This is a genomic window from Enterobacter sp. SA187, assembly GCF_001888805.2.
Classification (GTDB): domain Bacteria; phylum Pseudomonadota; class Gammaproteobacteria; order Enterobacterales; family Enterobacteriaceae; genus Enterobacter_D.
Window position 1 is genome coordinate 2952131 of record NZ_CP019113.1, and the last position, 24976, is coordinate 2977106.

Annotated in this window: 26 protein-coding genes; 11 read left to right on the plus strand and 15 right to left on the minus strand. The window is 56.0% G+C overall.

Going from position 1 to position 24976, the window contains the following annotated elements:
- Positions 1-272 precede the first annotated feature (272 nt).
- From lolC to cobB, 5 genes are read left to right on the plus strand one after another with little or no spacing between them, the layout of a single operon-like run.
- Positions 273-1472, plus strand: a complete 1200-nt coding sequence (gene lolC, locus BMF08_RS14095) for a lipoprotein-releasing ABC transporter permease subunit LolC (RefSeq protein WP_072568183.1) — start codon at positions 273-275, stop codon at positions 1470-1472.
- A complete protein-coding gene (lolD, locus tag BMF08_RS14100; RefSeq protein ID WP_072568184.1) occupies positions 1465-2166 on the plus strand; it encodes a lipoprotein-releasing ABC transporter ATP-binding protein LolD in 702 nt (233 codons plus the stop codon). Before lolC ends, lolD begins: the two co-directional genes overlap by 8 nt.
- Entirely contained in the window at positions 2166-3410 is a 1245-nt protein-coding gene (lolE, locus tag BMF08_RS14105; RefSeq protein WP_072568185.1) for a lipoprotein-releasing ABC transporter permease subunit LolE, read from the plus strand. Before lolD ends, lolE begins: the two co-directional genes overlap by 1 nt.
- A 16-nt stretch (positions 3411-3426) precedes the next feature.
- Positions 3427-4338, plus strand: coding sequence for an N-acetylglucosamine kinase (gene nagK / locus BMF08_RS14110; RefSeq protein ID WP_072568186.1), 912 nt, complete (start codon positions 3427-3429; stop codon positions 4336-4338).
- A 15-nt stretch (positions 4339-4353) separates the two neighbouring features.
- The gene (gene cobB, locus BMF08_RS14115; RefSeq protein ID WP_072568187.1) at positions 4354-5175 is read left to right on the plus strand and encodes a Sir2 family NAD+-dependent deacetylase; all 822 of its coding nucleotides are present in this window, start codon (positions 4354-4356) and stop codon (positions 5173-5175) included.
- A 39-nt stretch (positions 5176-5214) separates the two neighbouring features.
- Here the strand turns inward: cobB and potD are convergent, their stop codons facing one another.
- The 4 genes from potD to potA are packed head-to-tail and all read right to left on the minus strand — an operon-like array spanning position 5215 to position 9035.
- The gene (gene potD, locus BMF08_RS14120; RefSeq protein ID WP_072568188.1) at positions 5215-6258 is read right to left on the minus strand and encodes a spermidine/putrescine ABC transporter substrate-binding protein PotD; all 1044 of its coding nucleotides are present in this window, start codon (positions 6256-6258) and stop codon (positions 5215-5217) included.
- The gene (potC, locus tag BMF08_RS14125) at positions 6255-7046 is read right to left on the minus strand and encodes a spermidine/putrescine ABC transporter permease PotC (protein WP_072568189.1); all 792 of its coding nucleotides are present in this window, start codon (positions 7044-7046) and stop codon (positions 6255-6257) included. Before potC ends, potD begins: the two co-directional genes overlap by 4 nt.
- Positions 7043-7900 carry a spermidine/putrescine ABC transporter permease PotB gene (gene potB, locus BMF08_RS14130; RefSeq protein WP_072568190.1) on the minus strand — a complete coding sequence of 286 codons (858 nt, stop codon included), beginning with the start codon at positions 7898-7900 and terminating at the stop codon, positions 7043-7045. Before potB ends, potC begins: the two co-directional genes overlap by 4 nt.
- Entirely contained in the window at positions 7884-9035 is a 1152-nt protein-coding gene (gene potA, locus BMF08_RS14135; RefSeq protein ID WP_199775958.1) for a spermidine/putrescine ABC transporter ATP-binding protein PotA, read from the minus strand. The genes potB and potA overlap by 17 nt, the downstream gene beginning before the upstream one ends.
- A 258-nt stretch (positions 9036-9293) precedes the next feature.
- On the opposite strand from potA, the gene pepT reads away from it, so the two are divergent.
- Positions 9294-10520 (plus strand): peptidase T, encoded by a 1227-nt coding sequence (gene pepT, locus BMF08_RS14145; RefSeq protein ID WP_072568192.1) that lies wholly within the window; start codon positions 9294-9296, stop codon positions 10518-10520.
- 87 nt (positions 10521-10607) lie between these two features.
- Complete coding sequence (locus tag BMF08_RS14150) at positions 10608-11105, plus strand: REP-associated tyrosine transposase (RefSeq protein WP_072568193.1); 498 nt, start codon at positions 10608-10610, stop codon at positions 11103-11105.
- 94 nt (positions 11106-11199) lie between these two features.
- On the opposite strand, the gene BMF08_RS14155 is transcribed toward BMF08_RS14150, so the two are convergent.
- From BMF08_RS14155 to rluE, 8 genes are all read right to left on the minus strand, one after another.
- On the minus strand, positions 11200-12321 hold the full coding sequence (locus BMF08_RS14155) for a ribosomal protein uL16 3-hydroxylase (protein ID WP_072568194.1): 1122 nt from the start codon (positions 12319-12321) through the stop codon (positions 11200-11202).
- Positions 12322-12412: 91 nt separating this feature from the next.
- Complete coding sequence (gene phoQ, locus BMF08_RS14160) at positions 12413-13876, minus strand: two-component system sensor histidine kinase PhoQ (protein WP_072568195.1); 1464 nt, start codon at positions 13874-13876, stop codon at positions 12413-12415.
- The gene (gene phoP, locus BMF08_RS14165; RefSeq protein ID WP_072568196.1) at positions 13873-14547 is read right to left on the minus strand and encodes a two-component system response regulator PhoP; all 675 of its coding nucleotides are present in this window, start codon (positions 14545-14547) and stop codon (positions 13873-13875) included. The genes phoQ and phoP overlap by 4 nt, the downstream gene beginning before the upstream one ends.
- 119 nt (positions 14548-14666) lie before the next feature.
- On the minus strand, positions 14667-16037 hold the full coding sequence (gene purB, locus BMF08_RS14170) for an adenylosuccinate lyase (protein WP_072568197.1): 1371 nt from the start codon (positions 16035-16037) through the stop codon (positions 14667-14669).
- 18 nt (positions 16038-16055) lie between these two features.
- Positions 16056-16685: a high frequency lysogenization protein HflD gene (gene hflD, locus BMF08_RS14175; protein WP_072568198.1), complete on the minus strand. Its 630-nt coding sequence runs from the start codon at positions 16683-16685 to the stop codon at positions 16056-16058.
- Positions 16686-16716: 31 nt separating this feature from the next.
- Positions 16717-17823, minus strand: a complete 1107-nt coding sequence (gene mnmA / locus BMF08_RS14180) for a tRNA 2-thiouridine(34) synthase MnmA (RefSeq protein WP_158684890.1) — start codon at positions 17821-17823, stop codon at positions 16717-16719.
- A 55-nt stretch (positions 17824-17878) separates the two neighbouring features.
- Positions 17879-18337: an NUDIX hydrolase gene (locus BMF08_RS14185; protein WP_072568200.1), complete on the minus strand. Its 459-nt coding sequence runs from the start codon at positions 18335-18337 to the stop codon at positions 17879-17881.
- Positions 18338-18347: 10 nt separating this feature from the next.
- Positions 18348-19001 carry a 23S rRNA pseudouridine(2457) synthase RluE gene (gene rluE / locus BMF08_RS14190; protein ID WP_072568201.1) on the minus strand — a complete coding sequence of 218 codons (654 nt, stop codon included), beginning with the start codon at positions 18999-19001 and terminating at the stop codon, positions 18348-18350.
- A gap of 117 nt (positions 19002-19118) precedes the next feature.
- On the opposite strand from rluE, the gene icd reads away from it, so the two are divergent.
- The 3 genes from icd (at position 19119) to BMF08_RS14205 (ending at position 21447) form a co-directional block, all read left to right on the plus strand.
- Entirely contained in the window at positions 19119-20369 is a 1251-nt protein-coding gene (icd, locus tag BMF08_RS14195) for an NADP-dependent isocitrate dehydrogenase (RefSeq protein WP_072568202.1), read from the plus strand.
- A gap of 240 nt (positions 20370-20609) precedes the next feature.
- Positions 20610-21077 (plus strand): Hsp20 family protein, encoded by a 468-nt coding sequence (locus tag BMF08_RS14200; protein WP_072568203.1) that lies wholly within the window; start codon positions 20610-20612, stop codon positions 21075-21077.
- Positions 21078-21273: 196 nt separating this feature from the next.
- Positions 21274-21447, plus strand: coding sequence for a GnsA/GnsB family addiction module toxin (locus tag BMF08_RS14205; RefSeq protein ID WP_072568204.1), 174 nt, complete (start codon positions 21274-21276; stop codon positions 21445-21447).
- Positions 21448-21507: 60 nt separating this feature from the next.
- On the opposite strand, the gene BMF08_RS14210 is transcribed toward BMF08_RS14205, so the two are convergent.
- Together BMF08_RS14210 and yncL are read right to left on the minus strand one after the other, a co-directional pair.
- Positions 21508-22179: an SOS response-associated peptidase gene (locus BMF08_RS14210; RefSeq protein WP_072568205.1), complete on the minus strand. Its 672-nt coding sequence runs from the start codon at positions 22177-22179 to the stop codon at positions 21508-21510.
- A gap of 118 nt (positions 22180-22297) precedes the next feature.
- Positions 22298-22579: a stress response membrane protein YncL gene (gene yncL, locus BMF08_RS21475; protein ID WP_072568206.1), complete on the minus strand. Its 282-nt coding sequence runs from the start codon at positions 22577-22579 to the stop codon at positions 22298-22300.
- Positions 22580-22616: 37 nt separating this feature from the next.
- Here yncL and BMF08_RS14220 point away from each other — a divergent pair, with 37 nt between their 5' ends.
- Positions 22617-23234 (plus strand): LysE family translocator, encoded by a 618-nt coding sequence (locus BMF08_RS14220; protein ID WP_072568207.1) that lies wholly within the window; start codon positions 22617-22619, stop codon positions 23232-23234.
- Positions 23235-23269: 35 nt separating this feature from the next.
- On the opposite strand, the gene BMF08_RS14225 is transcribed toward BMF08_RS14220, so the two are convergent.
- Positions 23270-24853 (minus strand): methyl-accepting chemotaxis protein, encoded by a 1584-nt coding sequence (locus BMF08_RS14225; protein WP_072568208.1) that lies wholly within the window; start codon positions 24851-24853, stop codon positions 23270-23272.
- Positions 24854-24976: the final 123 nt, after the last annotated feature.

Here is a 24976-nt window from a genome sequence, read left to right on the forward strand (position 1 = left end):
CGTGCCTGTTATATCCAAGTTCAGGCGTTAATTGTGATGATGAGAGGAGACAGCGGTAATGCGTAAAGGTCTGGATTTGGACGGGCTGGCGCAATTTTCGGAACAATATTAAACGTAACTTTGCAGCCACTGCGCGCATTTAATGGAATAGTGGTTTGATTTTTCAGAACTTTTTAAGTGCATTCGCGACAATTCTTCACGTTTAAGCGATTTACCATCCCCGGTTTCGCTTATATACTCCCAAGTCTGCTCATAGCTACCAGACGGATTTCATGTATCAACCTGTCGCACTATTCATAGGCCTTCGCTATATGCGCGGGCGTGCAGTCGACCGCTTCGGTCGCTTTGTCTCCTGGCTTTCCACCATTGGCATTACGCTCGGCGTGATGGCGCTGGTAACGGTGCTATCGGTGATGAACGGCTTCGAACGTGAACTGCAAAACAATATTCTGGGGCTGATGCCGCAGGCCGTGCTGAGTGCCGATCATGGCTCACTGGATCCTGAAAAAGTGCCGGAAAGCGCCGCCCGTCTGCCGGGCGTCAACCGCACCGCGCCGCTGACCACCGGCGATGTGGTGCTGCAAAGCGCGCGCAGTGTATCGGTGGGCGTCATGCTTGGCATCGATCCTGCGCAGAAAGATCCGCTTACGCCCTTCCTTGTCAACGTACAGCAAAACGATTTGCAGCCGGGCAAGTACAACATCATTCTCGGCGAACAGCTGGCCGGGCAACTGGGCGTTAACCGTGGCGATCAGCTGCGCGTAATGGTCCCTTCCGCCAGTCAGTTTACGCCGATGGGGCGTCTGCCCAGCCAGCGCCTGTTTACGGTGATCGGCACCTTCGCCGCCAACAGCGAAGTGGATGGTTACCAGATGCTGGTGAACATTCAGGACGCCTCGCGCCTGATGCGCTATCCGGCGGGAAATATCACCGGCTGGCGTCTGTGGCTTAACGAGCCGCTGAAAGTCGACGAACTCAGCCAGCAAACGCTGCCCCAGGGCACCGCATGGCACGACTGGCGCGATCGCAAAGGCGAACTGTTCCAGGCGGTGCGCATGGAAAAAAACATGATGGGGCTGCTGCTGAGCCTGATCGTCGCTGTCGCGGCCTTTAACATCATTACCTCTCTCGGCCTGATGGTGATGGAGAAGCAGGGCGAGGTCGCCATTCTGCAAACCCAGGGCCTGACGCCGCGCCAGATCATGGCGGTGTTTATGGTGCAGGGCGCCAGCGCCGGGATCATCGGCGCGCTGCTCGGCGCGCTACTGGGCGCGCTGCTTGCCAGCCAGCTCAATAATCTCATGCCGATCATTGGCGCATTGCTGGATGGCGCTGCATTGCCGGTGGTGATCGAGCCGTTACAGGTGATCGTTATTGCGCTGGTGGCGATGGCCATCGCGCTGCTGTCCACGCTTTACCCTTCCTGGCGCGCCGCCGCCACCCAACCCGCTGAGGCTTTACGTTATGAATAAGATCCTGTTGCAATGCGACAACCTGTGCAAACGCTATCAGGAAGGGAACGTGCAAACGGATGTGCTGCACGATGTCAGCTTCAGCGTGGGGCAGGGCGAAATGATGGCGATTGTCGGCAGCTCCGGCTCCGGCAAAAGTACCTTACTGCATCTGCTGGGCGGCCTGGACACCCCCACCTCCGGCGATGTGATTTTTGACGATCAGCGGATGAGCAAACTATCGTCCACTGCCAAAGCCGAGCTGCGTAACCGCGAACTGGGCTTTATCTATCAGTTTCACCACCTGCTGCCGGACTTTACCGCCCAGGAAAACGTGGCGATGCCGTTGCTGATTGGCAAACATAAACCGGCGGAAATCGAGCGACGCGCCCGGGAAATGCTGGCCGCCGTGGGGCTGGAACACCGTGCGAAACACCGGCCTTCCGAGCTGTCCGGCGGTGAGCGTCAGCGTGTGGCTATCGCCCGTGCGCTGGTGAATAGACCGCGACTGGTGCTGGCGGATGAGCCGACCGGTAACCTTGATGCGCGCAATGCCGACAGTATTTTTGCCCTGTTGGGTGAGCTGAATCAGACGCAGGGCACGGCCTTTCTGGTGGTAACGCACGACCTGCAACTGGCGCGTCGTATGACCCGCCAGCTCGAAATGCGCGATGGCCGCCTGACTGCTGACCTGACGCTGATGGGAGCGCAGTAATGGCCTCGCCTTTATCCCTTCTGATTGGGCTGCGGTTCAGCCGCGGCCGCCGCCGCAGCGGCATGGTATCGCTGATTTCGGTGATCTCAACCGTCGGTATCGCGCTGGGCGTGGCGGTGCTGATCGTCGGCCTCAGCGCCATGAACGGCTTCGAGCGCGAACTGAATAACCGCATTCTGGCGGTGGTGCCGCACGGTGAAATCGAAGCGGTTAACCAGCCGTGGAATAACTGGACCGAGGCGCTGACAAAAGTCGAAAAAGTGCCTGGCATCGTGGCCGCCGCCCCTTATATTAACTTTACCGGGCTGGTGGAGAGCGGCGCTAACCTGCGCGCCATCCAGGTGAAAGGCGTCGATCCGCAGCAGGAAACGCGGCTCAGCGCGTTGCCACGCTTTGTGCAGAACAACGCCTGGTCTGGCTTTAAAGCCGGTGAACAGCAGATCATCATCGGTAAGGGCGTCGCCGACGCGCTGAAGGTGAAGCAGGGCGACTGGGTGTCGATCATGATCCCGAACGCCAGCGCCGATCACAAACTGCAACAGCCGAAGCGCGTGCGTCTGCACGTCAGTGGTATTTTGCAGTTGAGCGGTCAGCTCGACCACAGCTTTGCCATGATCCCGATGAAGGATGCGCAGCAGTATCTGGATATGGGTGACAGTGTCACGGGCATCGCCCTGAAAGTGAACGATGTCTTTAACGCGCAAAAACTGGTGCGCGACGCAGGAGAGGTGACCAACAGCTACGTTTATATCAAAAGCTGGATCGGCACCTATGGCTATATGTACCGGGACATTCAGATGATCCGCGCCATTATGTATCTGGCGATGGTGCTGGTGATCGGCGTCGCCTGTTTCAATATCGTCTCCACCCTGGTGATGGCGGTAAAAGACAAGAGCGGGGACATCGCGGTGCTGCGTACGCTGGGGGCGAAAGACGGCCTGATCCGCGCCATTTTCGTCTGGTATGGTCTGCTGGCCGGGCTGTTCGGCAGCCTGTGTGGGGTGGTCATCGGCGTACTGGTGTCGCTGAATCTCACGCCGATCATGAATGGCCTCGAACGTCTTATCGGCCATCAGTTCCTCTCCGGCGACATCTATTTTATTGATTTCCTGCCGTCAGAGCTGCATGCGCTGGATGTGGTGTACGTGCTGGTTACGGCGCTGGTGCTGAGCCTGCTCGCCAGCTGGTATCCGGCCCGTCGCGCCAGCAACATCGATCCGGCGAGGGTGCTGAGCGGCCAATAACCAACAAGGAGTGGCGATGTATTACGGATTTGATATTGGTGGTACAAAAATTGCGATGGGCGTTTTCGACGCTGACCGGCGGTTATGCCATGAAACCCGTGTCGCCACGCCCCGTGAAGGTTATGACGCTTTTCTTAAAGCGGTAACGTCGCTGGTGCTGGAAGCCGATGAACGCTATGGCGTCAAAGGCTCCGTCGGCATCGGCATCCCCGGCATGCCGGAAACCGCAGACGGCACGCTGTACGCCGCCAACGTTCCGGCCGCCAGCGGTAAACCCCTGCGCGCGGATCTCTCGGCGCTGCTGGCGCGTGATGTCCGTCTGGATAACGACGCCAACTGCTTTGCGCTGTCGGAAGCCTGGGACGATGAATTTAAGCAATACCCGCTGGTGATGGGGCTGATCCTCGGCACCGGCGTTGGCGGCGGTCTGGTGCTGAACGGCAAATCCATTACAGGACGCAGCTATATCGCCGGTGAGTTCGGGCATATCCGTCTGACGGTGGATGCCTTTGATGTGGTCGGCTTCGACTTCCCGCTGACCCGCTGCGGCTGCGGCAAACTCGGCTGTATTGAGAACTATCTTTCCGGTCGCGGCTTTGCATGGTTGTACCAACACTTCTACGATCAATCCTTATCCTCCCCGGAAATTATCGCGCTCTATGAGCAGGGGGATGCCAGGGCGCGCGCCCATGTGGCGCGCTACGCGGATCTGCTCGCGGTGTGCCTTGGCAATATACTGACGATTGTGGATCCCGATTTGCTGGTGATAGGCGGAGGGTTATCGAATTTTTCTGCGCTGACCACCCTTATCGCCGACCGCTTACCGCCGCATCTGCTGCCCGTTGCCCGGCTGCCGCGTATTGAACGCGCGCGTCATGGCGATGCCGGTGGGATGCGCGGAGCGGCCTTCCTTCACCTCACCGACTAGCCTAAAGAGGTTGCTATGCAGTCGCGCCGGTTACATCGTCTAAGCCGTTTTCGCCGTAACAAACGTCGTCTGCATGAGCGTTTACGCCAGCGAATTTTTTTCAGAGACAGAGTGGTGCCCGAAGTGATGGAAAAACCGAGAGTGGTGGTACTGACCGGAGCGGGGATCTCCGCCGAGTCAGGCATTCGCACCTTCCGCGCGGCCGATGGCCTGTGGGAAGAACATCATGTCGAAGACGTGGCCACGCCGGAAGGGTTTGCCCGCGATCCGGCGCTGGTGCAGTCGTTTTATAACGCCCGCCGTCGGCAGCTGCAGCTGCCGGAGATCGCGCCCAACGCCGCGCATCTGGCCCTGGCAGAGCTTGAAGCCGCGCTGGGCGATCGTTTTCTGCTGGTGACGCAGAATATCGATAACCTGCATGAGCGCGCCGGCAATAAAAACGTGCTGCACATGCACGGCGAACTGCTGAAAGTGCGCTGCACTACCAGTGGCCAGGTGCTGGAGTGGACCGGAGATATCACGCCGGAAGACAAATGCCACTGCTGCCAGTTCCCGTCCACCTTACGCCCGCACGTGGTGTGGTTCGGCGAAATGCCGCTGGGGATGGATGAGATTTACAGCGCACTGGCGATGGCCGACGTGTTTATCGCCATCGGCACCTCCGGGCATGTCTACCCTGCGGCGGGATTTGTGCATGAGGCGCGTTTGCAAGGGGCGCACACGGTGGAGCTTAATCTGGAGCCAAGCCAGGTCGGCAGCGAATTTGAAGAGAAGCATTACGGGCTGGCAAGCGTGGTGGTGCCGGAGTATGTGGACAAGCTATTGAAAGGTTTGTGAGATGGTGCAGCCTCTCCCTGCGGGAGAGGCTGGAGAAGGTTATCGCCCGGCTTTCAGCTTCTGGTAATACTCTTCATAAATGGCGCTGGCGGCGCCGACATCGTTCTGCCATTCGCCTTTACTGATAGTATCTGCATCCGGATACAGCGATTTGTCGTTCGCCACGTCCGGGGCCAGCAGCTTACGCGCCGCCAGGTTCGGCGTCGGGTAGCCGATGGTTTCCGCCACCTGCTTCGCCACGTCCGGACGCAGCAGGAAGTTGATTAACTTCAGCGCGCCCTCGACGTTTTTCGCGTTAGCCGGGATCGCCAGGCTGTCCATCCAGAAAATCCCGCCTTCTTTCGGCCAGACGATCTGCAATGGTGTGCCGGACTGACGGGCAACATAAGCTGAGCCATTCCAGACCATACCCAGATTCACTTCGCCTTCCATGTACGGGTTCGCCGGATTATCCGAGTTGAACGCCGCCACGTTTGGCATCAGTTTTTTCAGCTCCTGATAGGCCGCTTCGATCTCTTTTGGATCGGTGGTGTTGCCGGACAGTCCCAGTTTACGCAGCGCCACCTGGAACACCTCGCGGGCATCGTCGGTCAGCAGCAGGCTACTTTTGTATTCCGGTTTCCACAGATCGCCCCAGCCGGTGATGGTGGCGGGATCGATAGCCTCGCTGTTCACGCCAATGGCGGTCGCGCCCCAGATATAGGGAATGGAATAGTCGTTCTGCGGATCGAAGGGCTTGTTCAGCATGTCCGGATCGAGATTATGGAAGTTGGTGAGCTTCGTTTTATCGATCTTCTGGATCATGCCCTCTTTGCGCATTTTATCGACGAAATAGGTGGAGGGCACCACCAGATCGTACGCGCCGTCTTTATAGGTTTTGAGCTTGGCATACATGGTTTCATTCGACTCATAGGTCGAATAGATCACCTTGATCCCCGTCTCTTTGGTGAACTGTTCCAGCAGGCCTGGCGGCACGTACTCGGTCCAGTTGTAGAAGTAAAGCGTATTGTTGTCCGCGTGAGCAGCGCTCATTCCCATTGCCAGAGCGCCCGCAGCGAGCAGGTGGCGTGACCATTTGATCATTTTAACGTCCCCTGAGATTTGGTTTTATCACGTGCAATAAGCTGGCTGGCGATCACCAGAACCAGCGAGAGTACTAACAGAATAGTCGCCAGCGCGTTCACTTCCGGTGACACGCCGACTTTCACCATTGAATAGATCTTCAGTGGCAGAATTTCATAGCCAGGCCCGGTGACGAAAGACGAAACGACCACGTCATCCATCGACAGGGTAAAGCTCAGCACCCAGCCAGCCGCCACCGCAGGCATTGCCAGCGGCAGAATGATTTTGCGCAGAATGGTCACTTCGCTGGCACCGAGATCCTTCGCCGCCTCCAGCATCCGCACATCAAACCCTTTCAGCCGCGAATAGACGGTGACCACCACAAACGGCAGGCAGAAAGTGATGTGGGAAAACAGCAGCGACCAGAAGCCCAGCTGAATGCCGATAAGCATAAAGAGCACCAGCAGCGAAATGGCCATCACGATGTCCGGCGACATCATTACCACAAACAGCATGCCGCTGACGAAAGGCTTGCCGCGAAAACGGTAACGATAGAGCGCCACCGCCGTCAGGGAGCCAATCAGCGTGGCAAAGGTAGCCGACAGCACCGCCATGGTCAGCGAGTGGCGGGCGGCCTGTAACAGGCTGTCATTGTTCATCAACAGGCTGTACCAGTCGGTGGTGAAGCCCTGCCAGTTGATGCCGAAGCGCGCCTGGTTGAAGGAATTGACGATCAGAATAATGATCGGAATATAAAGATAAGCGTAAATGGCGGTCATAAAACCGCCGCGCAGCAGGCGACCGATCATTCCAGCTCCACCTTTTTATTCAGAAAACGCATCGCCCGCCAGTAAACCAGCAGCATCAGGCCCATCACCACCGTCAGCGTAATGCTGGTGGCGGAGCCGAACGGCCAGTCGCGAATGTTCAGGAACTGGCTTTTAATAACGTTACCAATCAGCAGGTTTTTCGCGCCGCCCATCAGATCCGAGACGTAAAACAGCCCCATCGCCGGAAGCATCACCAGCAGACAGCCTGCGATAATGCCCGGCATGGTCAGCGGAATAATAATGCGGATAAAGGTTTGCAACTTACTGGCGCCCAGATCGCGGGCGGCCTCCAGCAGCGGTTTGTCGAGTTTTTCAATGCTCGACCACAGCGGCATCACCATAAAGGGCAGCAGGATATACACCAGCCCGATGATCACCGCGCCCGGCGTGAACATGATACGCAGCGGCGTATCAATGACGCCCAGCCACAGCAGAAACGCATTCAGATAGCCTTTGGTGCTGAGAAACAGTTTCAGGCCATAAATGCGGATCAGGGAGTTGGTCCAGAAAGGCACGATCAGCAAAAACAGCAGCAGCGGGCGCACCTTCTGCGGCAGCTTGGCCAGAAACCAGGCAAAGGGATAGCCGAGCGCGAGGCAGGCGAGGGTGGCGATCAACGCCATATTCAGCGAGTGCAACAGCACATCGAAATAGAGCGGATCGAGCAGACGCGAATAGTTGTCCAGCGTAAACACCAGACTGACAAAGGAGGCGTCATCGCGGGTTAAAAAACTGGTGACGATGATCATCAGGTTGGGCAGAAAAACAAACAGCACCAGCCAGCCGACGACGGTCGCGATCACCACATTCTGGAATTTACTGGTGCTCTTCATCAGGCAGTACGACCTCCCAGCTTTCCACCCAGTTGATGGCCATCTTTTGATCCAGCGAGTGGTCAAAATCCGGATCGTCTTCGTTAAAGAATTCGCTGACCATCACCATTTTGCCGTTTTCCAGCTCCACCACCGACTCCAGCGTCATACCTTTGTAATTGCGCTCGCGAACAAAGCCAATCAGACCGTCCACCTCGCGGCTGTCGTTGATCTCCTCCACGCGCAGATCTTCCGGGCGCAGCATCACGTTCAGGCGCTGGCCTTTTTCTACCGGGAAATGGACGTGGATATTGCATTCGCGGCCTTCGACGCTGGCGCGCACGCGCTGTTCGTCCAGACGTTCGATCACCGTGGCGTTGAACAGGTTGATCTCGCCGATGAAGCTTGCGACAAACAGGTTTTTTGGCTCTTCGTAGATTTCACGCGGTGTGCCGTCCTGCTCGATCTTACCCTCGCGCATCACCACGATGCGGTCGGACATGGTCAGCGCTTCTTCCTGATCGTGGGTGACGAACACAAAAGTGATGCCCAGTTTACGTTGCAGGGCTTTCAGTTCGTTCTGCATCTGTTTGCGCAGTTTGTAATCCAGCGCGGAGAGGGATTCATCGAGCAGCAACAGGCGCGGTTTATTGACCACCGCACGGGCGATGGCGACACGTTGCTGTTGCCCGCCGGATAGCTGATGCGGTTTACGTTCGGCGAAGCTGTCCAGTTGCACCATGCGCAGGGCTTCGGTCACGCGGGGAGTAATTTGATCGGCTGGCGTTTTTTGCATTCGCAGGCCAAAGGCGACGTTTTCAAAAACCGTCATATGCGGGAAAAGCGCGTAGCTTTGAAAAACCGTATTGACGTGGCGGTGTTCAGCCGGAACCTGGGTGATGTCCTGATCTTCGAGATGGATATGACCGGCATCGACATTTTCCAGTCCGGCAATCAGGCGCAGCACTGTGGTTTTACCGCAGCCAGAGGGGCCAAGCAGTGTCAGAAATTCGCCATTATTGATGGTGAGATTAAGATCGGAAATGACATTTTTACCATCAAAGCTTTTCCGAATCCCCGCCAGGTGCACCAGCGGCGAAAGCGAACGCGTTTGTGTATTCAATTTTTTACTCTGTCCCGTGTAGACGCAATGGATGGCTTACCATTGCGGGGTTTGTGATTAACCACCTTAGGGTTTGACACATTAATGAGGCCTGGCATTCTACGGCAAACCACTGAAATCGCCAATCCTTGTGAGATATTCCCTTTCAGAGGTGGAATTTCTCAACCATGCTTAGGTCTGGGGTCGCGAAAGCTAAAAAATTCTCGTTTGCACGGGTAAAAGTGACCTGACGCAATATTTCTGTTTTCACGCTTATCAATAATGTTGTCTCAAATAGTGAGGGTGGCCCGCATGGATAAATTACTAGAGCGTTTTTTGCACTATGTTTCGCTGGATACACAATCAAAACCGGGCGTCAGACAGGTTCCCAGTACCGAAGGGCAATGGAAGCTGTTGCAGCTGCTGAAAGATCAGCTGGAAGAAATGGGGCTTGTTAACGTCACCCTGAGCGAAAAAGGCACGGTGATGGCGTCCCTGCCGGCTAACGTGCCGGGCGATATTCCGGCCATTGGTTTTATTTCCCATGTCGATACCTCGCCCGATTTCACCGGTAAAAACGTCAATCCGCAGATTGTCGAGAACTATCGCGGCGGCGATATTGCTCTTGGCGTGGGCGATGAAGTGTTATCCCCGGTGATGTTCCCGGTGCTGCATCAGCTGCTGGGCCAGACGCTCATCACCACCGACGGCAAAACCCTGCTTGGGGCCGATGACAAAGCGGGCGTGGCGGAGATCATGACCGCGCTGTCGGTGCTGATTAATAAAAACATTCGTCACGGTGATATTCGCGTGGCCTTCACGCCGGATGAAGAGGTGGGTAAAGGCGCGAAGCACTTCGACGTCGAAGCCTTTGACGCCCGCTGGGCCTATACCATTGACGGCGGCGGCGTGGGCGAGCTGGAGTTTGAAAACTTTAACGCGGCATCGGTAACCATCAAAATCGTCGGCAACAACGTACATCCCGGTACGGCGAAAGGGGTAATGGTCAATGCCCTCTCTCTGGCGAGCCGCATTCATGCAGAAGTGCCGCCCGCGGAAAGCCCGGAGCAGACGGAAGGGTATGAGGGTTTCTATCACCTGACCAGCATCAAAGGGACGGTGGATCGCGCCGAGATGCACTACATCATCCGCGATTTTGACCGCCAGGCTTTTGAGGCGCGCAAACGTAAGATGATGGAGATCGCCAAAAAGGTCGGCAAAGGGCTGCACCCGGATTGTTACATTGAACTGGTGATCGAAGACAGCTATTACAATATGCGCGAGAAAGTCGCCGAGTTTCCGCACATCATCGACATTGCGCAGCAGGCAATGCGCGATTGCGATATCGAACCTATCATGAAACCCATTCGCGGCGGCACCGACGGTGCACAGTTGTCCTTTATGGGATTGCCCTGCCCGAACATCTTCACCGGCGGCTATAACTACCACGGCAAGCATGAATTCGTGACGCTGGAAGGCATGGAAAAAGCGGTGAAAGTGATCGTGCGTATTGCGGAGTTAACGGCGAAAAGCCATTAACACCGGATTGGGACGACCATACCGTTGTAGGCCCGGTAAGCGCAGCGCCACCGGGCATCACAATTCCCCCAGGTAAAGGATTACCCCATGTCAAATTATCGTCGGCATTACATCCCCGGTGGCAGCTGGTTTTTTACCGTTAACCTGAAAAACCGACAAAGCGATCTACTGATTCGTCACATTGCTCTGCTGCGCCGCGCAACGTCCTTTGTTAAACATCACAAACCCTTTCATATTGACGCCTGGGTGATCCTGCCCGAGCACATGCACTGCATCTGGACGCTGCCGGAAAACGACAGCGATTTTTCCGGCCGCTGGCGGGATCTTAAGAAAATGTTTACCCGTTCGCTGAACAGCCGCGATATCTGGCAACCGCGATTCTGGGAGCATACATTGCGGGACGAGGAGGATTTCCGGCGGCATCGGGATTACATCAATATTAACCCGGTGAAGCATGGCTGGGTGGTGCGGGTGAGCGACTGGCCGTATTCAACTTTTCATCGTGATGTGCGGGACGGCATTTATCCGCTGGACTGGGCGGGTGAGATAGCGGATTTGTCCGCGGGGGAACGGCGGGAAGAGTAGTACCGCCGGGCGGCGCTGCGCTTGCCCGGCCTACGTTCGACCATACCGTTGTAGGCCCGGTAAGCGCAGCGCCACCGGGCATCATATTCACATCTTAATCTTCAAAGAACCAGTAGCCGCTGTTCACCAGCGCCGCGAGCATCGCGAGGAAAGAGGGATCTTCCAGCGCGTCGCCCAGCGTGTCGGCGGTGATCACCATCTTGCTGGCAAGCGCTGCCAGCGCCGGACGGTGCGGCGACTCGATCTTCTCGCCATTGGCAAAGACATCATCCCCAATGCGCAACACCCGTAAGCCGCCCAGACGCACCAGTTTATCGCCCTGTTGCAGCGCATCGTAGATCTCATCCGGCTGATACGGCGGTTCCGGCGGCGCGACGTCCAGCTCGTGACGCGACTGGGAAATAAACTCGCCAAACCACTGCTGGAAATGCTCCGGCTGATTGATCAGATCGAGCATGGTAGCGCGCACACGATCCAGCTCCTGCGGCAGAATGTCTGCCGGGTGTTCGCGGGACGGCACGTCAGGATCGGTGTAACGAAGCCCACCCAGTTCCCGTTGCAGCACATAATCGGCAAAGCCGCTGATCAGCTCGCGGCCACTCGGCGCGCGGAAGCCCACCGAATAGTTCATCGAATTTTCCAGCGAATAGCCTTCGTGCGGGAATCCCGGCGGGATATAGAGAATATCGCCCGGCTCCATCTCTTCATCGATGATGGCATCGAACGGATCGACCTGTAACAGATCCGGATGCGGGCAGTGCTGTTTCATCGGCACTTTCTCGCCCACCCGCCAGCGGCGGCGGCCGGTACCCTGAATAATAAACACGTCATACTGATCGAAATGCGGGCCCACGCCGCCGCCGGGCACGGAGAAGGAGATCATCAAATCGTCAATACGCCAGTCAGGCAGCGTACGGAAGGGGCGCATCAGCGCCGCGGTTGGCTGGTGCCAGTGATCCACCGCCTGTACCAGCAGCGACCAGTTGGTTTCGCCGAGGTGATCGTAGCTCTCAAACGGACCATGGCTGACCTGCCATTTCCCCTCCTGATGGCTCACCAGGCGGCTGTCCACTTCGCTTTCCATAGCCAGTCCCGCCAGTTCGTCCGGCGAAAGTGGATCGACAAAATTTGCAAAACCCCGCTTCAGCACCACAGGGCGTTTTTGCCAGTAGCGTGCGATGAAGTCGGGCCAGTCTAACGTTAAATGGTAGTCCATATAATTTTCCAGGGCTTACGTACCTGAAACGGATTATAACGGAAGGATGACAGGCTGCGTGCAGCGGCAGCGCTTATTTTCTGCGGATGCTCTAATTATCAGCGGATATGAGCTGCTGGCGGGCAAAAATCACTTCCATGCGCGCGCCGCCGAGCAGACTTTCCCCCGCCAGGATCTTACCGTCATACTGCTCGACGATTTCGCGGGCTACCGACAGGCCCACGCCCTGGCCGGGACGCAGCGTATCTGCCCGCTGGCCGCGGTCAAATACCATGTCACGCTTGCTGGCGGGAATGCCGGGACCGTCGTCTTCCACGATGATATGCAGCCGATCATCGTGCTGATGCGCCGAAACCTCCACGAACTCCAGACAATATTTACAGGCGTTATCCAGCACGTTGCCCATGACTTCCATAAAATCCGTCTGCTCGCCGACAAAGCTGATCTCCGGCGAAATATCGAGGCTGATATCCACGCCTTTACGCTGGTAAACCTTATTCAGCGCCGAGGTGAGATTATCCAGCAGCGGGGCGACCGGGTGTAATTCACGGCTCAGCAACATATTGCCGCTGCGCATACTGGCGCGATGCAGGTAATAGCCGATCTGCTGCGAAATGCGGCTGATCTGCTCAAGCATCACCGGTTCCGCTTCGCTGACCGTCAGCTTTTCGCTGCGCAACGAGCGCAGGGTGCTCTGCAGCACTGCCAGCGGCGTTTTCAGGCTGTGGGTGAGGTCGGTCAGGGTGGTGCGGTATTTGTCATAGCGATCCCGCTCGCTTTTCAGCAGACGGTTGAGATTGCTCACCAGGCTGGTCAGCTCGCGGGTGGTTTCCGGGTTCAGCCGTTCCCGATGGTGCTCTTCCAGCTCGCGTACCTCGCCCGCCAGCGCTTCGATGGGGCGCAGGCTCCACCAGGCCGCGATCCACAGCAGCGGGATCACCAGCAACAGGTTTGCGGCCAGCACATAAATAAACCAGCTCCACACCATATAGGAGCGCTTAAGCTCAATGGGAATGGTGTCGATCACCACAATGGTTAACTGCGGCATACGGGGCGTGGCGGGATAGACGTTAATCGCCACCGAGTGCGTCATTTCGCTGTCGCTGTCATCCTCACGGATCGCCTGGAGACGTTGTTGCGCATCGTGGTCGCTGCTCAGCAGCAGACGCGAAGCATCCACATCCGCTTCGATTTCATGAAAGCCGTTAGCCTGTAACCATTCCGGACGAATACGTTTGATAAGCCAGGGCACCTCGCGCTGAGCCCACAGCAGTTTGCCGTGGCGGTCGTAGATCAGCGCCATGGACGGGCTTTGCAGATTGAGATTTTCAGGGATCTCAATGCTGAACTGATTATTTTCCCAGCGGGAGAGGGTATAGAACAGATTGCTTTCGCCGCGTAGCAGGCGGAAGGTGGTTTTATCGAAGCTGACGCTGTAACCCACCAGCGCCACCATGCCGTAGGCCAGCGACAGCACCATCACCACGGCGGCGGTAGCCAGCAGAAAACGTACCCGCAGCGAGAGCGGTAAAAGGCGACGCAGCAGTTTTCTCATTCGCGCAGTTCGAACAGGTAGCCCTGACCGCGAACGGTAGTGATCACATCCTCCGGGTACTGCACCTGAATTTTCTTGCGCAGACGGCCCATCAGCACGTCGATGGTGTGGCTTTCGCGCAGCTCCGCATCGGGGTACAGCTGCAACATCAGCGAATCTTTGCTCACCACTTTGCCGCTGTTGCGGATCAGCGTTTCCATAATGGTGTATTCAAAGGCGGTAAGTTTGATCACTTCGCCATTCACCGACAGCTCACGGCGGGAGAGATCCACCTGGAAAGGCGGCATGGAGATCACCTGCGACGCCAGCCCGCTGTTACGGCGCATCAGCGCCTGCATCCGCGCCGCCACTTCTTCAATATGAAACGGCTTGGTGACATAGTCATCCGCGCCGGCGCTCAGCACTTCAACTTTATCCTGCCAGCCTTCGCGGGCGGTCAGCACCAGTACCGGCAGCGACACTTCATTGCTGCGCCAGCGGCGGATCAGCGACAGTCCGTCTTCATCCGGCAGGCCGAGGTCCACCAGCGCAATATCGGGAATATGCTCGTTTAAATAGTAATCCGCTTCTTTTGCATCTTCGGCATCGTCAACCTGATGGCCCAGTTCCTGAAGCTGAACTTTAAGATGGTGACGCAGAAGGGCATTGTCTTCCACAACGAGTACGCGCATTGTCTGGCCTCGCTTTTGTCTTTGATAAGATGAGTTTAACGCGGATTATGTTACGCAAGGCATAAACATTTACTAAACAGCCCCCTTTCCGGGCGGGAAGGGGGCGAAGGGCAGGGAAATTACTTCAGCTCATCAACCATGGTGACGGCACGACCGATGTAATTGGCCGGGGTCATGGCTTTCAGACGGGTTTTCTCGTCTTCCGGCAGTTCGAGGCTGTCGATAAACTGCTTCATGCCTTCAGCGTCCACGCGTTTGCCGCGGGTCAGCTCTTTGAGTTTTTCATACGGCTTCTCGATACCGTAACGACGCATCACCGTCTGGATCGGCTCTGCCAGCACTTCCCAGTTATGATCCAGCTCGTCCAGCAGGCGCTCGCGGTTCACTTCCAGTTTGCTCACGCCTTTCAGCGTCGACTGATAGGCGATCAACGCATAGCCGATACCCACGCCGAGGTTACGCAGTACGGTGGAGTCGGTCAGATCGCGCTGCCAGCGGGACACCGGCAGTTTGCTCGCCAGATGCTGCAACAGCGCGTTAGACAGGCCCAGGTTGCCTTCGGAGTTTTCGAAGTCAATCGGGTTCACTTTATGCGGCATGGTGGAGGAACCGATTTCACCGGCGATGGTTTTCTGTTTGAAGTGGTTCAGCGCCACGTAGCCCCACACATCACGGTCGAAATCGATCAGGATGGTGTTAAAGCGGGCGATACAGTCAAACAGCTCGGCAATGTAGTCGTGCGGCTCGATCTGCGTGGTGTACGGGTTCCACTGAATGCCCAGCGAGGTCACGAACTCTTCGCTGAACTGGTGCCAGTCAACTTCCGGATAGGCGGCAATGTGGGCATTGTAGTTACCCACCGCGCCGTTGATTTTGCCAAGGATCTCCACCTGCGTGAGCTGGCGGTACTGACGCTCCATACGGTAGGCGACGTTCGCCATCTCTTTACCCATGGTTGACGGCGTGGCCGGCTGGCCGTGGGTGCGTGACAGCAACGGGATATCACGATACTGCACCGCCAGGTCTTTCACCGCGTCGATCAGTTTACGCCAGTATGGCAGCACCACTTCTTCACGGGCGGTTTGCAGCATCAGGGCGTGAGACAGGTTATTAATGTCTTCCGAGGTACAGGCGAAGTGAATGAACTCAGACACGGCATGCAGTTCAGGGATATCCGCCACTTTCTCTTTCAGAAAATATTCCACCGCTTTTACGTCGTGATTGGTGGTGCGTTCGATGGTTTTAATGCGCGCGGCATCGGCTTCATTAAATTCAGCGACGATTTTATCAAGGTAACCGTTTGCGTCGGCAGCAAAAGCTGGAACTTCCTTGACAGCTGCATGCGCGGCCAGCTTTTGCAGCCAGCGAACTTCTACCTGTACACGAAACTTCAGCAAACCGTATTCGCTGAAAATCCCGCGCAGCGCGCTGACTTTATCGCCGTAGCGTCCATCGACAGGGGATACAGCGGTCAGTGAGGATAATTCCATAGGTCACAACTCCGGGAGTTAACAATGAGCAAGAATTTGTTTAGCCTGCGTGGACAGGCGATTACGGGAAAACATTAATTGCAGACGGCCGCCGCCAACCTGGTGCCACAGCACCGCGGCACGGATCCCGGCCAGCAGGGCAGCGCGCACTTTCGCCTGCACCTGCGAACTTTGCAGCACCGCCGGGGAACCGGTAACCTGAATGCGCGGGCCGAGGGGACTGATCACGTCCACATAGATAGCGGCCATGCTGCTCAGCAGGGTGTCGGACTGCAAATCGAAATGATCGAGCTGGCGCTGTAAGCCGTCGATGCGGCTTCCCAGCGTGTCCATCGCGCCTTTACTGGCGGCCAGTTTACGCTCCAGCACCATCAGGCTCAGGGTATAGCGCGTCAGTTCCGCATTCAGTCCCTGACGGCTGCCGGCATTCAGCACGCCGAGCAGGGTTTCAAGGCCGAGGCGCAGGTTGGCTTCGCTGCCGCCAAATACGCCGAGCGTGGAGTCCGGGCTTAAATCAATCACGCTGTTGAGCGACACATGCAGCGCGTCGGCATCGCAATGCCCGTGATGTGCAAGCTCCTGCACCAGGCGGGCTGACTGGCAAATTCCCGCCAGCGCTATCGTGATGTCATAATAATTTTTTGCCACCTTGTCTCCTTACTTTCGCTTTAATCAGGCGTTAAACGGGCAGCGGCAGACGCTGCTCAATGATGCCGCCGCCAAGGCACACGTCGCCCAGGTAAAATACCGCGGACTGGCCAGGGGTAACGGCAGCAACAGGTTCGTCAAAGCGAACGTCAATCCTGTCTTCATCCAGCGCCGTCACCGTGCAGGGAATATCCGTCTGGCGATAGCGCGTTTTAACGGTGCAGTGCAGCGTGCCGGTTAACGGCTGACGATCCACCCAGTGCAGCTGTTGGGCAATCAGACCCACCGACATCAGACGCGGATGATCGTGGCCCTGAGCGACAATCAGCACGTTGTTTTCAACGTCCTTGTCGACCACGTACCACGGATCTTCGCTGCCTTCTTTGGTGCCGCCAATGCCCAGACCTTTACGCTGACCCAGCGTGTGATACATCAGGCCCTGGTGCTCGCCGATGGTGTCACCGTCGACGGTCACGATCTTGCCCGGCTGGGCAGGCAGATAACGGCCAAGGAATTCGCGGAATTTGCGCTCACCGATAAAGCAGATACCGGTGGAGTCTTTTTTCTTCGCGGTGATCAGCCCCAGCTCTTCAGCGATCTGACGCACCTGCGGTTTTTCCAGCTCGCCCACCGGGAACAGGCTTTGCGCGATCTGTTCGTGGCCGAGGGTGTAGAGGAAATAGCTCTGATCTTTGTTGCCATCCAGACCTCGCAGCAGACGGCTTTTGCCATCGACATCCGCGCGACGCACGTAGTGGCCGGTGGCGATATAATCCGCGCCCAGGTCTTCAGCGGCAAATTCGAGGAAGGCTTTAAATTTGATCTCTTTGTTGCACAGAATATCCGGGTTCGGAGTGCGCCCGGCTTTATATTCCGCCAGGAAATGCTCGAACACGTTATCCCAGTATTCTGCGGCAAAGTTTACGGTATGCAGCTCGATGCCGAGTTTGTCGCACACCGCCTGCGCATCGGCAAGATCGGCGGCGGCAGTGCAGTATTCCTCGCCGTCATCTTCTTCCCAGTTCTTCATGAACAGGCCTTCCACTTTGTAGCCCTGTTGTTGTAACAGGTAAGCAGAGACGGAAGAGTCGACACCGCCGGACATGCCGACGATCACTTTTTTTGGGCTATCAGACATAGAATACTCACGACATTGAACTTCAAGGCGGCGTATTCTATCACGCGTTAGCGACTCAGGCATCCCCTGTAAACGGCCAGTTAAATTCACCGATCAGCGCCAGCGGGTGGCGCTGCCCGGTCTGCCAGCTACGAATACTTTCCGCAACCAGCGGGGAGCGCAGGTTGTCGGCGGTGAGGATCTCCTCTGCGCTGACCCACAGGCAGCGGTCAATATCGCTGTCATGGGGTTCAGTAGCGCACAGAGTGTCAAGTTCAATGGCGAAAAGAAAACGCAGGAAAGGCGTGCGGTCAGGGGCGATCCACTGATGCATGCGGATAAAGTGCTGCGGGTCGGCAACGATGCCGGTTTCTTCATAGAGTTCGCGTTTTGCCGCCTGCACCAGGGTTTCATCGGCTTCCAGATGCCCGGCGGGCTGGTTCCAGGTGGCCTTGCCCCTGACTTTTTCTTCCACCACTAAAAATTTGCCCTGCGCATGGACGACGCAGGCGACGGTAACATGTGGTTTAAACATAGTGTTGTCCTTATTCGGTGGCGTCGCGCCACTCGCCATTAGCAAGAGAATCCAGCGTGTATCCACCCATCGCATAACGGATCAGCCGCAGCGTGGGGTGGCCCACATGGGCAGTCATACGACGCACCTGACGGTTACGGCCTTCATAGAGAGTGATTTTGAGCCAGCTGGTGGGAATGGCTTTACGCTCGCGGATCGGCGGATTACGCGGCCACAGCCATTCAGGCTCAGCCACTAACTCCACGCCTGCGGCCAGGGTAGGGCCATCGTTAAGCGTCACGCCGTTGCGCAGCGCGGCCAGCGCCTCGTCATTCGGTTCGCCTTCAATCTGTACATAATAGATTTTGCCGGTGCGTTTACCGGGTTGCGTCAGCTGCGCCTGAAGCGCGCCATCATTGGTCAGCACCAGTAACCCTTCGCTGTCGCGATCGAGACGACCGGCGGCATAGACGCCCGCCACCGGAACAAAATCCTTCAGCGTGCGGCGTCCGGCTTCGTCGGTGAACTGGGGCAACACATCGTAGGGTTTATTGAACAGGATGACCCGTTTCGGCCCGCTTTCTGTAGGGCGCTTAGCAGTATGTCGTGAGCTGAATCGCTTAACCCGGTGATTTCTATTAGAAGTTTTCAGCATGGTATTTTCAGAAGTTATCAATTGCCGCATTATAACCGAAGAACGAGTGCCTTTCATGAAACCCAACAATCAGTTAGTATTGACAGGCTCATTACAATTCATTAACAAAAAATCAGTCATAACCAGAAGCGCTCGAAGGAGAGGTGAATGGAAAGCAAAGTAGTTGTTCCGACGGAAGGTCAGAAGATCACCCTGCAAAACGGCAAACTCAACGTTCCCAATAATCCGATTATTCCGTTCATCGAAGGCGATGGGATCGGTGTGGACGTGACCCCGCCTATGCTGAAGGTGGTTAATGCCGCTGTGGAAAAAGCCTACAAAGGTGAGCGTAAGATTTCCTGGATGGAAATTTACACCGGTGAAAAATCCACCCAGATTTATGGCCAGGACGTCTGGCTGCCAAAAGAGACCCTTGATCTGATCCGCGAATACCGCGTGGCGATCAAAGGCCCGCTGACCACCCCGGTAGGCGGCGGCATTCGCTCCCTGAACGTGGCCCTGCGCCAGGAGCTGGATCTGTACGTGTGCCTGCGTCCGGTACGTTATTATGAAGGCGTGCCAAGCCCGGTTAAACGTCCTGACCTGACCGACATGGTTATCTTCCGCGAAAACGCTGAAGACATCTATGCCGGTATCGAATGGAAAGCAGACAGCGCCGAAGCTGAAAAAGTCATCAAATTCCTGCGCGACGAAATGGGCGTGAAGAAAATCCGCTTCCCGGAACATTGTGGTATCGGTGTGAAACCGTGTTCTGAAGAAGGGACCAAACGTCTGGTGCGTGCAGCGATCCAGTATGCGATCACCAACGATCGCGACTCTGTGACCCTGGTTCACAAAGGCAACATCATGAAGTTCACCGAAGGCGCTTTCAAAGACTGGGGCTACCAGCTGGCGAAAGAAGAATTCGGCGGCGAGCTGATCGACGGCGGCCCGTGGCAGAAAATCAAGAACCCGAACACCGGCAAAGAAATCATCATTAAAGATGTGATTGCCGATGCGTTCCTGCAACAGATCCTGCTGCGTCCGGCTGAATACGACGTTATCGCCTGTATGAACCTGAACGGCGACTACATCTCTGATGCGCTGGCAGCCCAGGTGGGTGGTATCGGTATCGCGCCGGGCGCGAACATCGGCGACGAATGCGCCCTGTTCGAAGCGACCCACGGTACTGCGCCGAAATACGCAGGCCAGGACAAAGTGAACCCAGGTTCCGTGATCCTGTCCGCTGAAATGATGCTGCGTCACATGGAATGGTTCGAAGCCGCAGACCTGATCGTCAAAGGTATGGAAGGCGCGATTGCTGCCAAAACCGTAACTTATGACTTCGAACGTTTGATGGAAGGCGCTAAACTGCTGAAATGTTCAGAGTTTGGTGACGCGATTATCAGCCACATGTAATTCGCCAGGCGGGTTATATGCACAACGGGAGCCGAAAGGCTCCCGTTTTTTTTTGCCACAAATAAAACATCACTATTGAGCAGCGTTGCGTCTGCGGCGGCAATAAAAAAACATTACAAAGGTTGAAAAAATTATTTGTCGGCACGCTTGAAAAACCGCCAGCAGATATTATTTTTAATCACGGACAAGCAATGCTTGCCTGAACATTAAACTTTTGAACAGGAATTCGGGAGATTAATCATGGCACTCAGAACTTTGTCAGCATTTCCAACATTAGCTGATTCCCTCTTTTCCGATCGCTTTAACCGTATCGACAGGCTGTTCAGCCAGCTTACCGGTGATACGCCGGTGGCGGCAGCCCCGTCCTACGACGTGAAAAAACGGGATGCCAACCACTATATTATTTCGGTAAGCGTGCCCGGCTGGAAGGAGAGCGAACTGGAAATTGAAACGGTCAGTGGAAACCTGACAATTTCCGGTAAACGTGAAGAAGAGTCCTCCAGCGAACAGGAGAGCTGGATCCATCGCGGCATCTATCGGCAGGATTTCCAGCTGAGTTTCTCTCTGCCGGAACATGCCAAAGTCAGTAACGCCAGCCTGGCGGACGGGGTGCTGACGTTAGATATTCATCAGGAAATCCCTGAGAGTGAAAAACCGAAAAAAATCGCCATCGGAAACAATCAAAAAGTGCTCGAACACAAAGCGTAATTGTTAGCCTTGTTTTTACGTTGGCCCGCTAATGCGGGCCTTTTTTTCGCCGCTTTAATGGCTTTAAAACCCGTCATTTTCTGATTTCTGGACGCCATCAGGGAAGATAACCTAAGCTTTATAACAGGTTAATCTTAGTTAGATGAGAGTTCTGGCATCTGATGTGTGCGGAACAGTATTAAAGGAGTAGCAAGCGATGAAACAAGAAGAACTGACACGTAAAGCTGAAGAAGAGATTTCCGCGCTGATAGCTAAAAAAATCGCTGAGATCAGGAAGAAAACCGAGAAAGAGGTTTCTGAGATAGAATTTGTTCCCCGCGAGACGATGACCGGACTCGAAGGTTATGACGTTAAAATAAAGCTGCTGTGAGCTGCAGCCAACGACGCCACAGGAATTGCCGTAATAACGGGAACATACCGTTCCCGTTTATTATTTAACCGGCTCAATTAATTCCGTCCCCTGGTTTCTGATATTGCCCACCGCACGGGTAACCGGATGCCAGATAAATTCTTCCGCCGGTATCGCACCATCAGCGGCAATATCACTGGCTTCGCTGCCGCTAATCTCCTGGCGCATCCACTCCCTGGCCGCGTCTGGCGTTAACACCAGCGGTCGACGGTCATGAATATCCACCAGCCCTTTATCCGCCGCTGCGGTGACAATCAAAAAGCCTTCCGCTTCATCGCCGCGCTCAAAGGGCGTGCTGCCGATGGCGGCCATAAAGATTGGCTGACCATTAGCACGATGAATAAAATAAGGCTGTTTTCTATCGCCTTCTTTTTTCCATTCAAACCAGCCGTCCGCAAAGCAGATCGCCCGGCCATGCAGCCAGAGCGGTTTAAACATTCTGCTGGTGGCTGCGGTTTCGACACGGGCATTAATAAGCGGCGCTTTGCTCCACCAGCCGGGCGCGTACGACCACAGCACAGGATCGAGATAGAGCTTTTCGTCGCGCTCGCTCATCAGTAAAACCTTTGTTCCCGGCGCGACGTTATAACGACCTATAGGTTGTGGATCGAAGGCAATGTCGCGCTCCGTTTCCTCCACCAGAAAGGCGAGGTACTCTTCCCGGCTCTGTGCCTGGGCAAATCTTCCGCACATAAACTTCTCCGGTGATAACAACGTGCCCGGCGGCGCTGGCTTGCCGGGCCTGATTAAATACAAAACAAACACCCCGGCTCAGGGCCGGGGCGTTTATTTTTAAATATCAGTGTGCGCCTCAGAACCAGTGGTATTTGGACGATAGCGTCATAACCAGTGCGGCAGCGGCAAGCAAATTAAGAAGAACGGCAGTTCTGCTGGAAATATTCATCTTCGCATCCTTCACGTGACAACGTGGATGTTGGTAATACAGTAAGGCCAAAACAACTTCCCTGAGTGTAGTGAGGACTGACGATTTTGCCTCGTCAAATAGTCTTATTTTTTGTCGGAAAAGAATTTTCGGACAAGTTTGATGACTATCAATCTTCAGAGGCGTCAGATTCGTCTTATCTGTTATCATCACCGGCGCCTGAAATTACATAAAACGGAGAACAGACGTGACCATTTTTGACACCCTGCTGGCGTACAGTCTTGCCGCCACGTTACTGACGCTGACCCCCGGTCTGGATACGGCGCTAATTCTGCGCACGGCCTCCGTCGAGGGAAAAAGAGCGGCGTTTAACGCGGCTATGGGTATTAACGTAGGTTGTTTTATCTGGGGAGCGATGGTGGCCTTTGGCCTCGGCGCCCTGATTGCGGTGTCGGAACTGGCGTACAACATCCTTAAGTATTGCGGCGCAGCCTATCTTTGCTGGCTGGGGATCTCTATGTTGCTGCGTCCGGGTAGCGGTTTACCCGTCAGCGAAAGTGGCAAAACCACGCATAACTGGTTTCTGAAAGGTATGCTGGGGAATGTGCTGAATCCGAAGATGGGTGTGTTTTATGTCTCGTTCCTGCCGCAGTTTATTCCCCACGGACAGCCGCTCATTGCCTGGACCTTCGGGCTGGTGGCGATCCATGTAATGATCGGTATGAGCTGGTCAACAACGCTGATCCTGGCAACGCGTCCGCTGGCGAGCTTCCTGAAGCGCGAAAAGGTTTCCCGCTGGATGGATCGCAGCACAGGCACGCTGTTTATTCTGTTTGCCACTAAGCTGGCGCTGAGTAAGCGCTAAGCAAAAACGGGCGCGCGATGCGCCCGTTCCTGACATTATGCTGCGCTATCACGCAGCTTAAACACCTGCACCATCTCCAGCAGCCTGTGCGCCTGATCCTGCATGGCGTGCGCCGCGGCAGAAGACTCCTGCGACAGCGTGGCGTTCTGCTGCGTGGCGGTGTCCATATGCGTCATTGCGATATGCACCTGGTCGATCCCCACGCTCTGCTCATTGCTGGCAATTGAAATGGTGTCCACCAGTTGGCTCACGCGCTCGACGCTGCGCACGATCTCCTGCATTGCGCTACCGGCGTTATTCACCAGTTTATTGCCGTCGCTGATCCGATTTACCGAGCGTTCGATTAGCTCACCGATCTCTCTGGCGGCAGTAGCAGAGCGCTGCGCCAGGGCGCGCACTTCGCTCGCCACCACCGCAAAACCCCGCCCCTGATTGCCAGCCCGCGCCGCTTCCACTGCCGCATTGAGCGCCAGAATGTTCGTCTGGAAGGCGATGCTGTCAATCACGCCGATAATGCTGCTGATCTCGCTGGCGAGCAGGTTAATATCGCGCATGGTATCCACCACTTTCTCCACCACGTTACCACCCTGGCCTGCGGTGGCGCAGGCTTCGCGGGTCAGGGTGCTGGCGATGCGCGAGTTCTCGGTGTTGTTTTTCACCACCGAAGTCAGCTGTTCCATCGACGCCACGGTCTGCTCCAGCGCGCTGGCCTGCGCTTCATTGCGGGCCGACAGCTCCAGGCTACCGGTGGCGATCTGCTTCGAGGCGCTGGCGATAGTCTCGGTGCCATTGCGCACGCCGTTGACGATACCGGTCAGGTTATCGTTCATCTCCCGCAGGGCGCGCATCAGCAGGGCGGTTTCATCGCGTCCGCTGACGGCGATAGTGGTTTGCAAATCGCCGGCGGCCACGCGGCGCGCCACGGATACGGCCTGCGCCAGCGGACGAGTAATGCTGCGTACCAGCCACCAGGTGATCATCAGACCGGCTATCAGCGTCAGGGCCATCGCCAGCAACAACAGATATTTAGTTTGCTGATACAGCGCCATGTTGCGATCGTGCGTCTGCTGGCGGATGCGATCTGCCTGTTTGAGCGTGGCGGCTACCGTCTCGTCGATCATGCGCGTCGGTTCCCGATCAATGCCGGACACCAGCTTATCCACCCGCTGCGCGCTGGAAGGATCCTGGATATCGTACTGGGTCAGCGCAGCGAGATAATGCGCCTCAAGCTCGCTATGCAGCTGGCGGGTTCGTTCCACCAGCCCGGTATCCAGCCCGATTTGCGGCAGCAGGGTAGCAAGTTCCGTCAGCAGCGCCTGGGTTTTCTGGCTCTGGGCGACAAATGCATTTTTATATTTATCGAAGCTGTCCTGTCCCTGACCGCCGCGCAGCAGCGTATTTTTCCACTCCTGCACCTGAATTTTGAACTGTACCTGTGCATTTCGCGCCGTATCGATACTTTGCGTCACACGTTTTTCCGTCGCCATAATGTGCTGATTCTGCGTCAGCCCGTCGGCGTTAATCACTAATCCTCTGCTGCCGATAAACAGCGTCGCCAGCAGCAGTACCGCAGCCAGTAAACCGAGCCGCTGCCCGATAGTAAGGTGGTTAAGTTTCATTGTATCTGTAGTTCCTGAGGTCAAGGGTGCCATCGGAATGACGAGCACACAGGTATCGACCCGGCGGCGACGGGCTTTAATGGCGGGAGTGCGGTAAAAAGCAGCAAAGTGGCGTTAATCGGT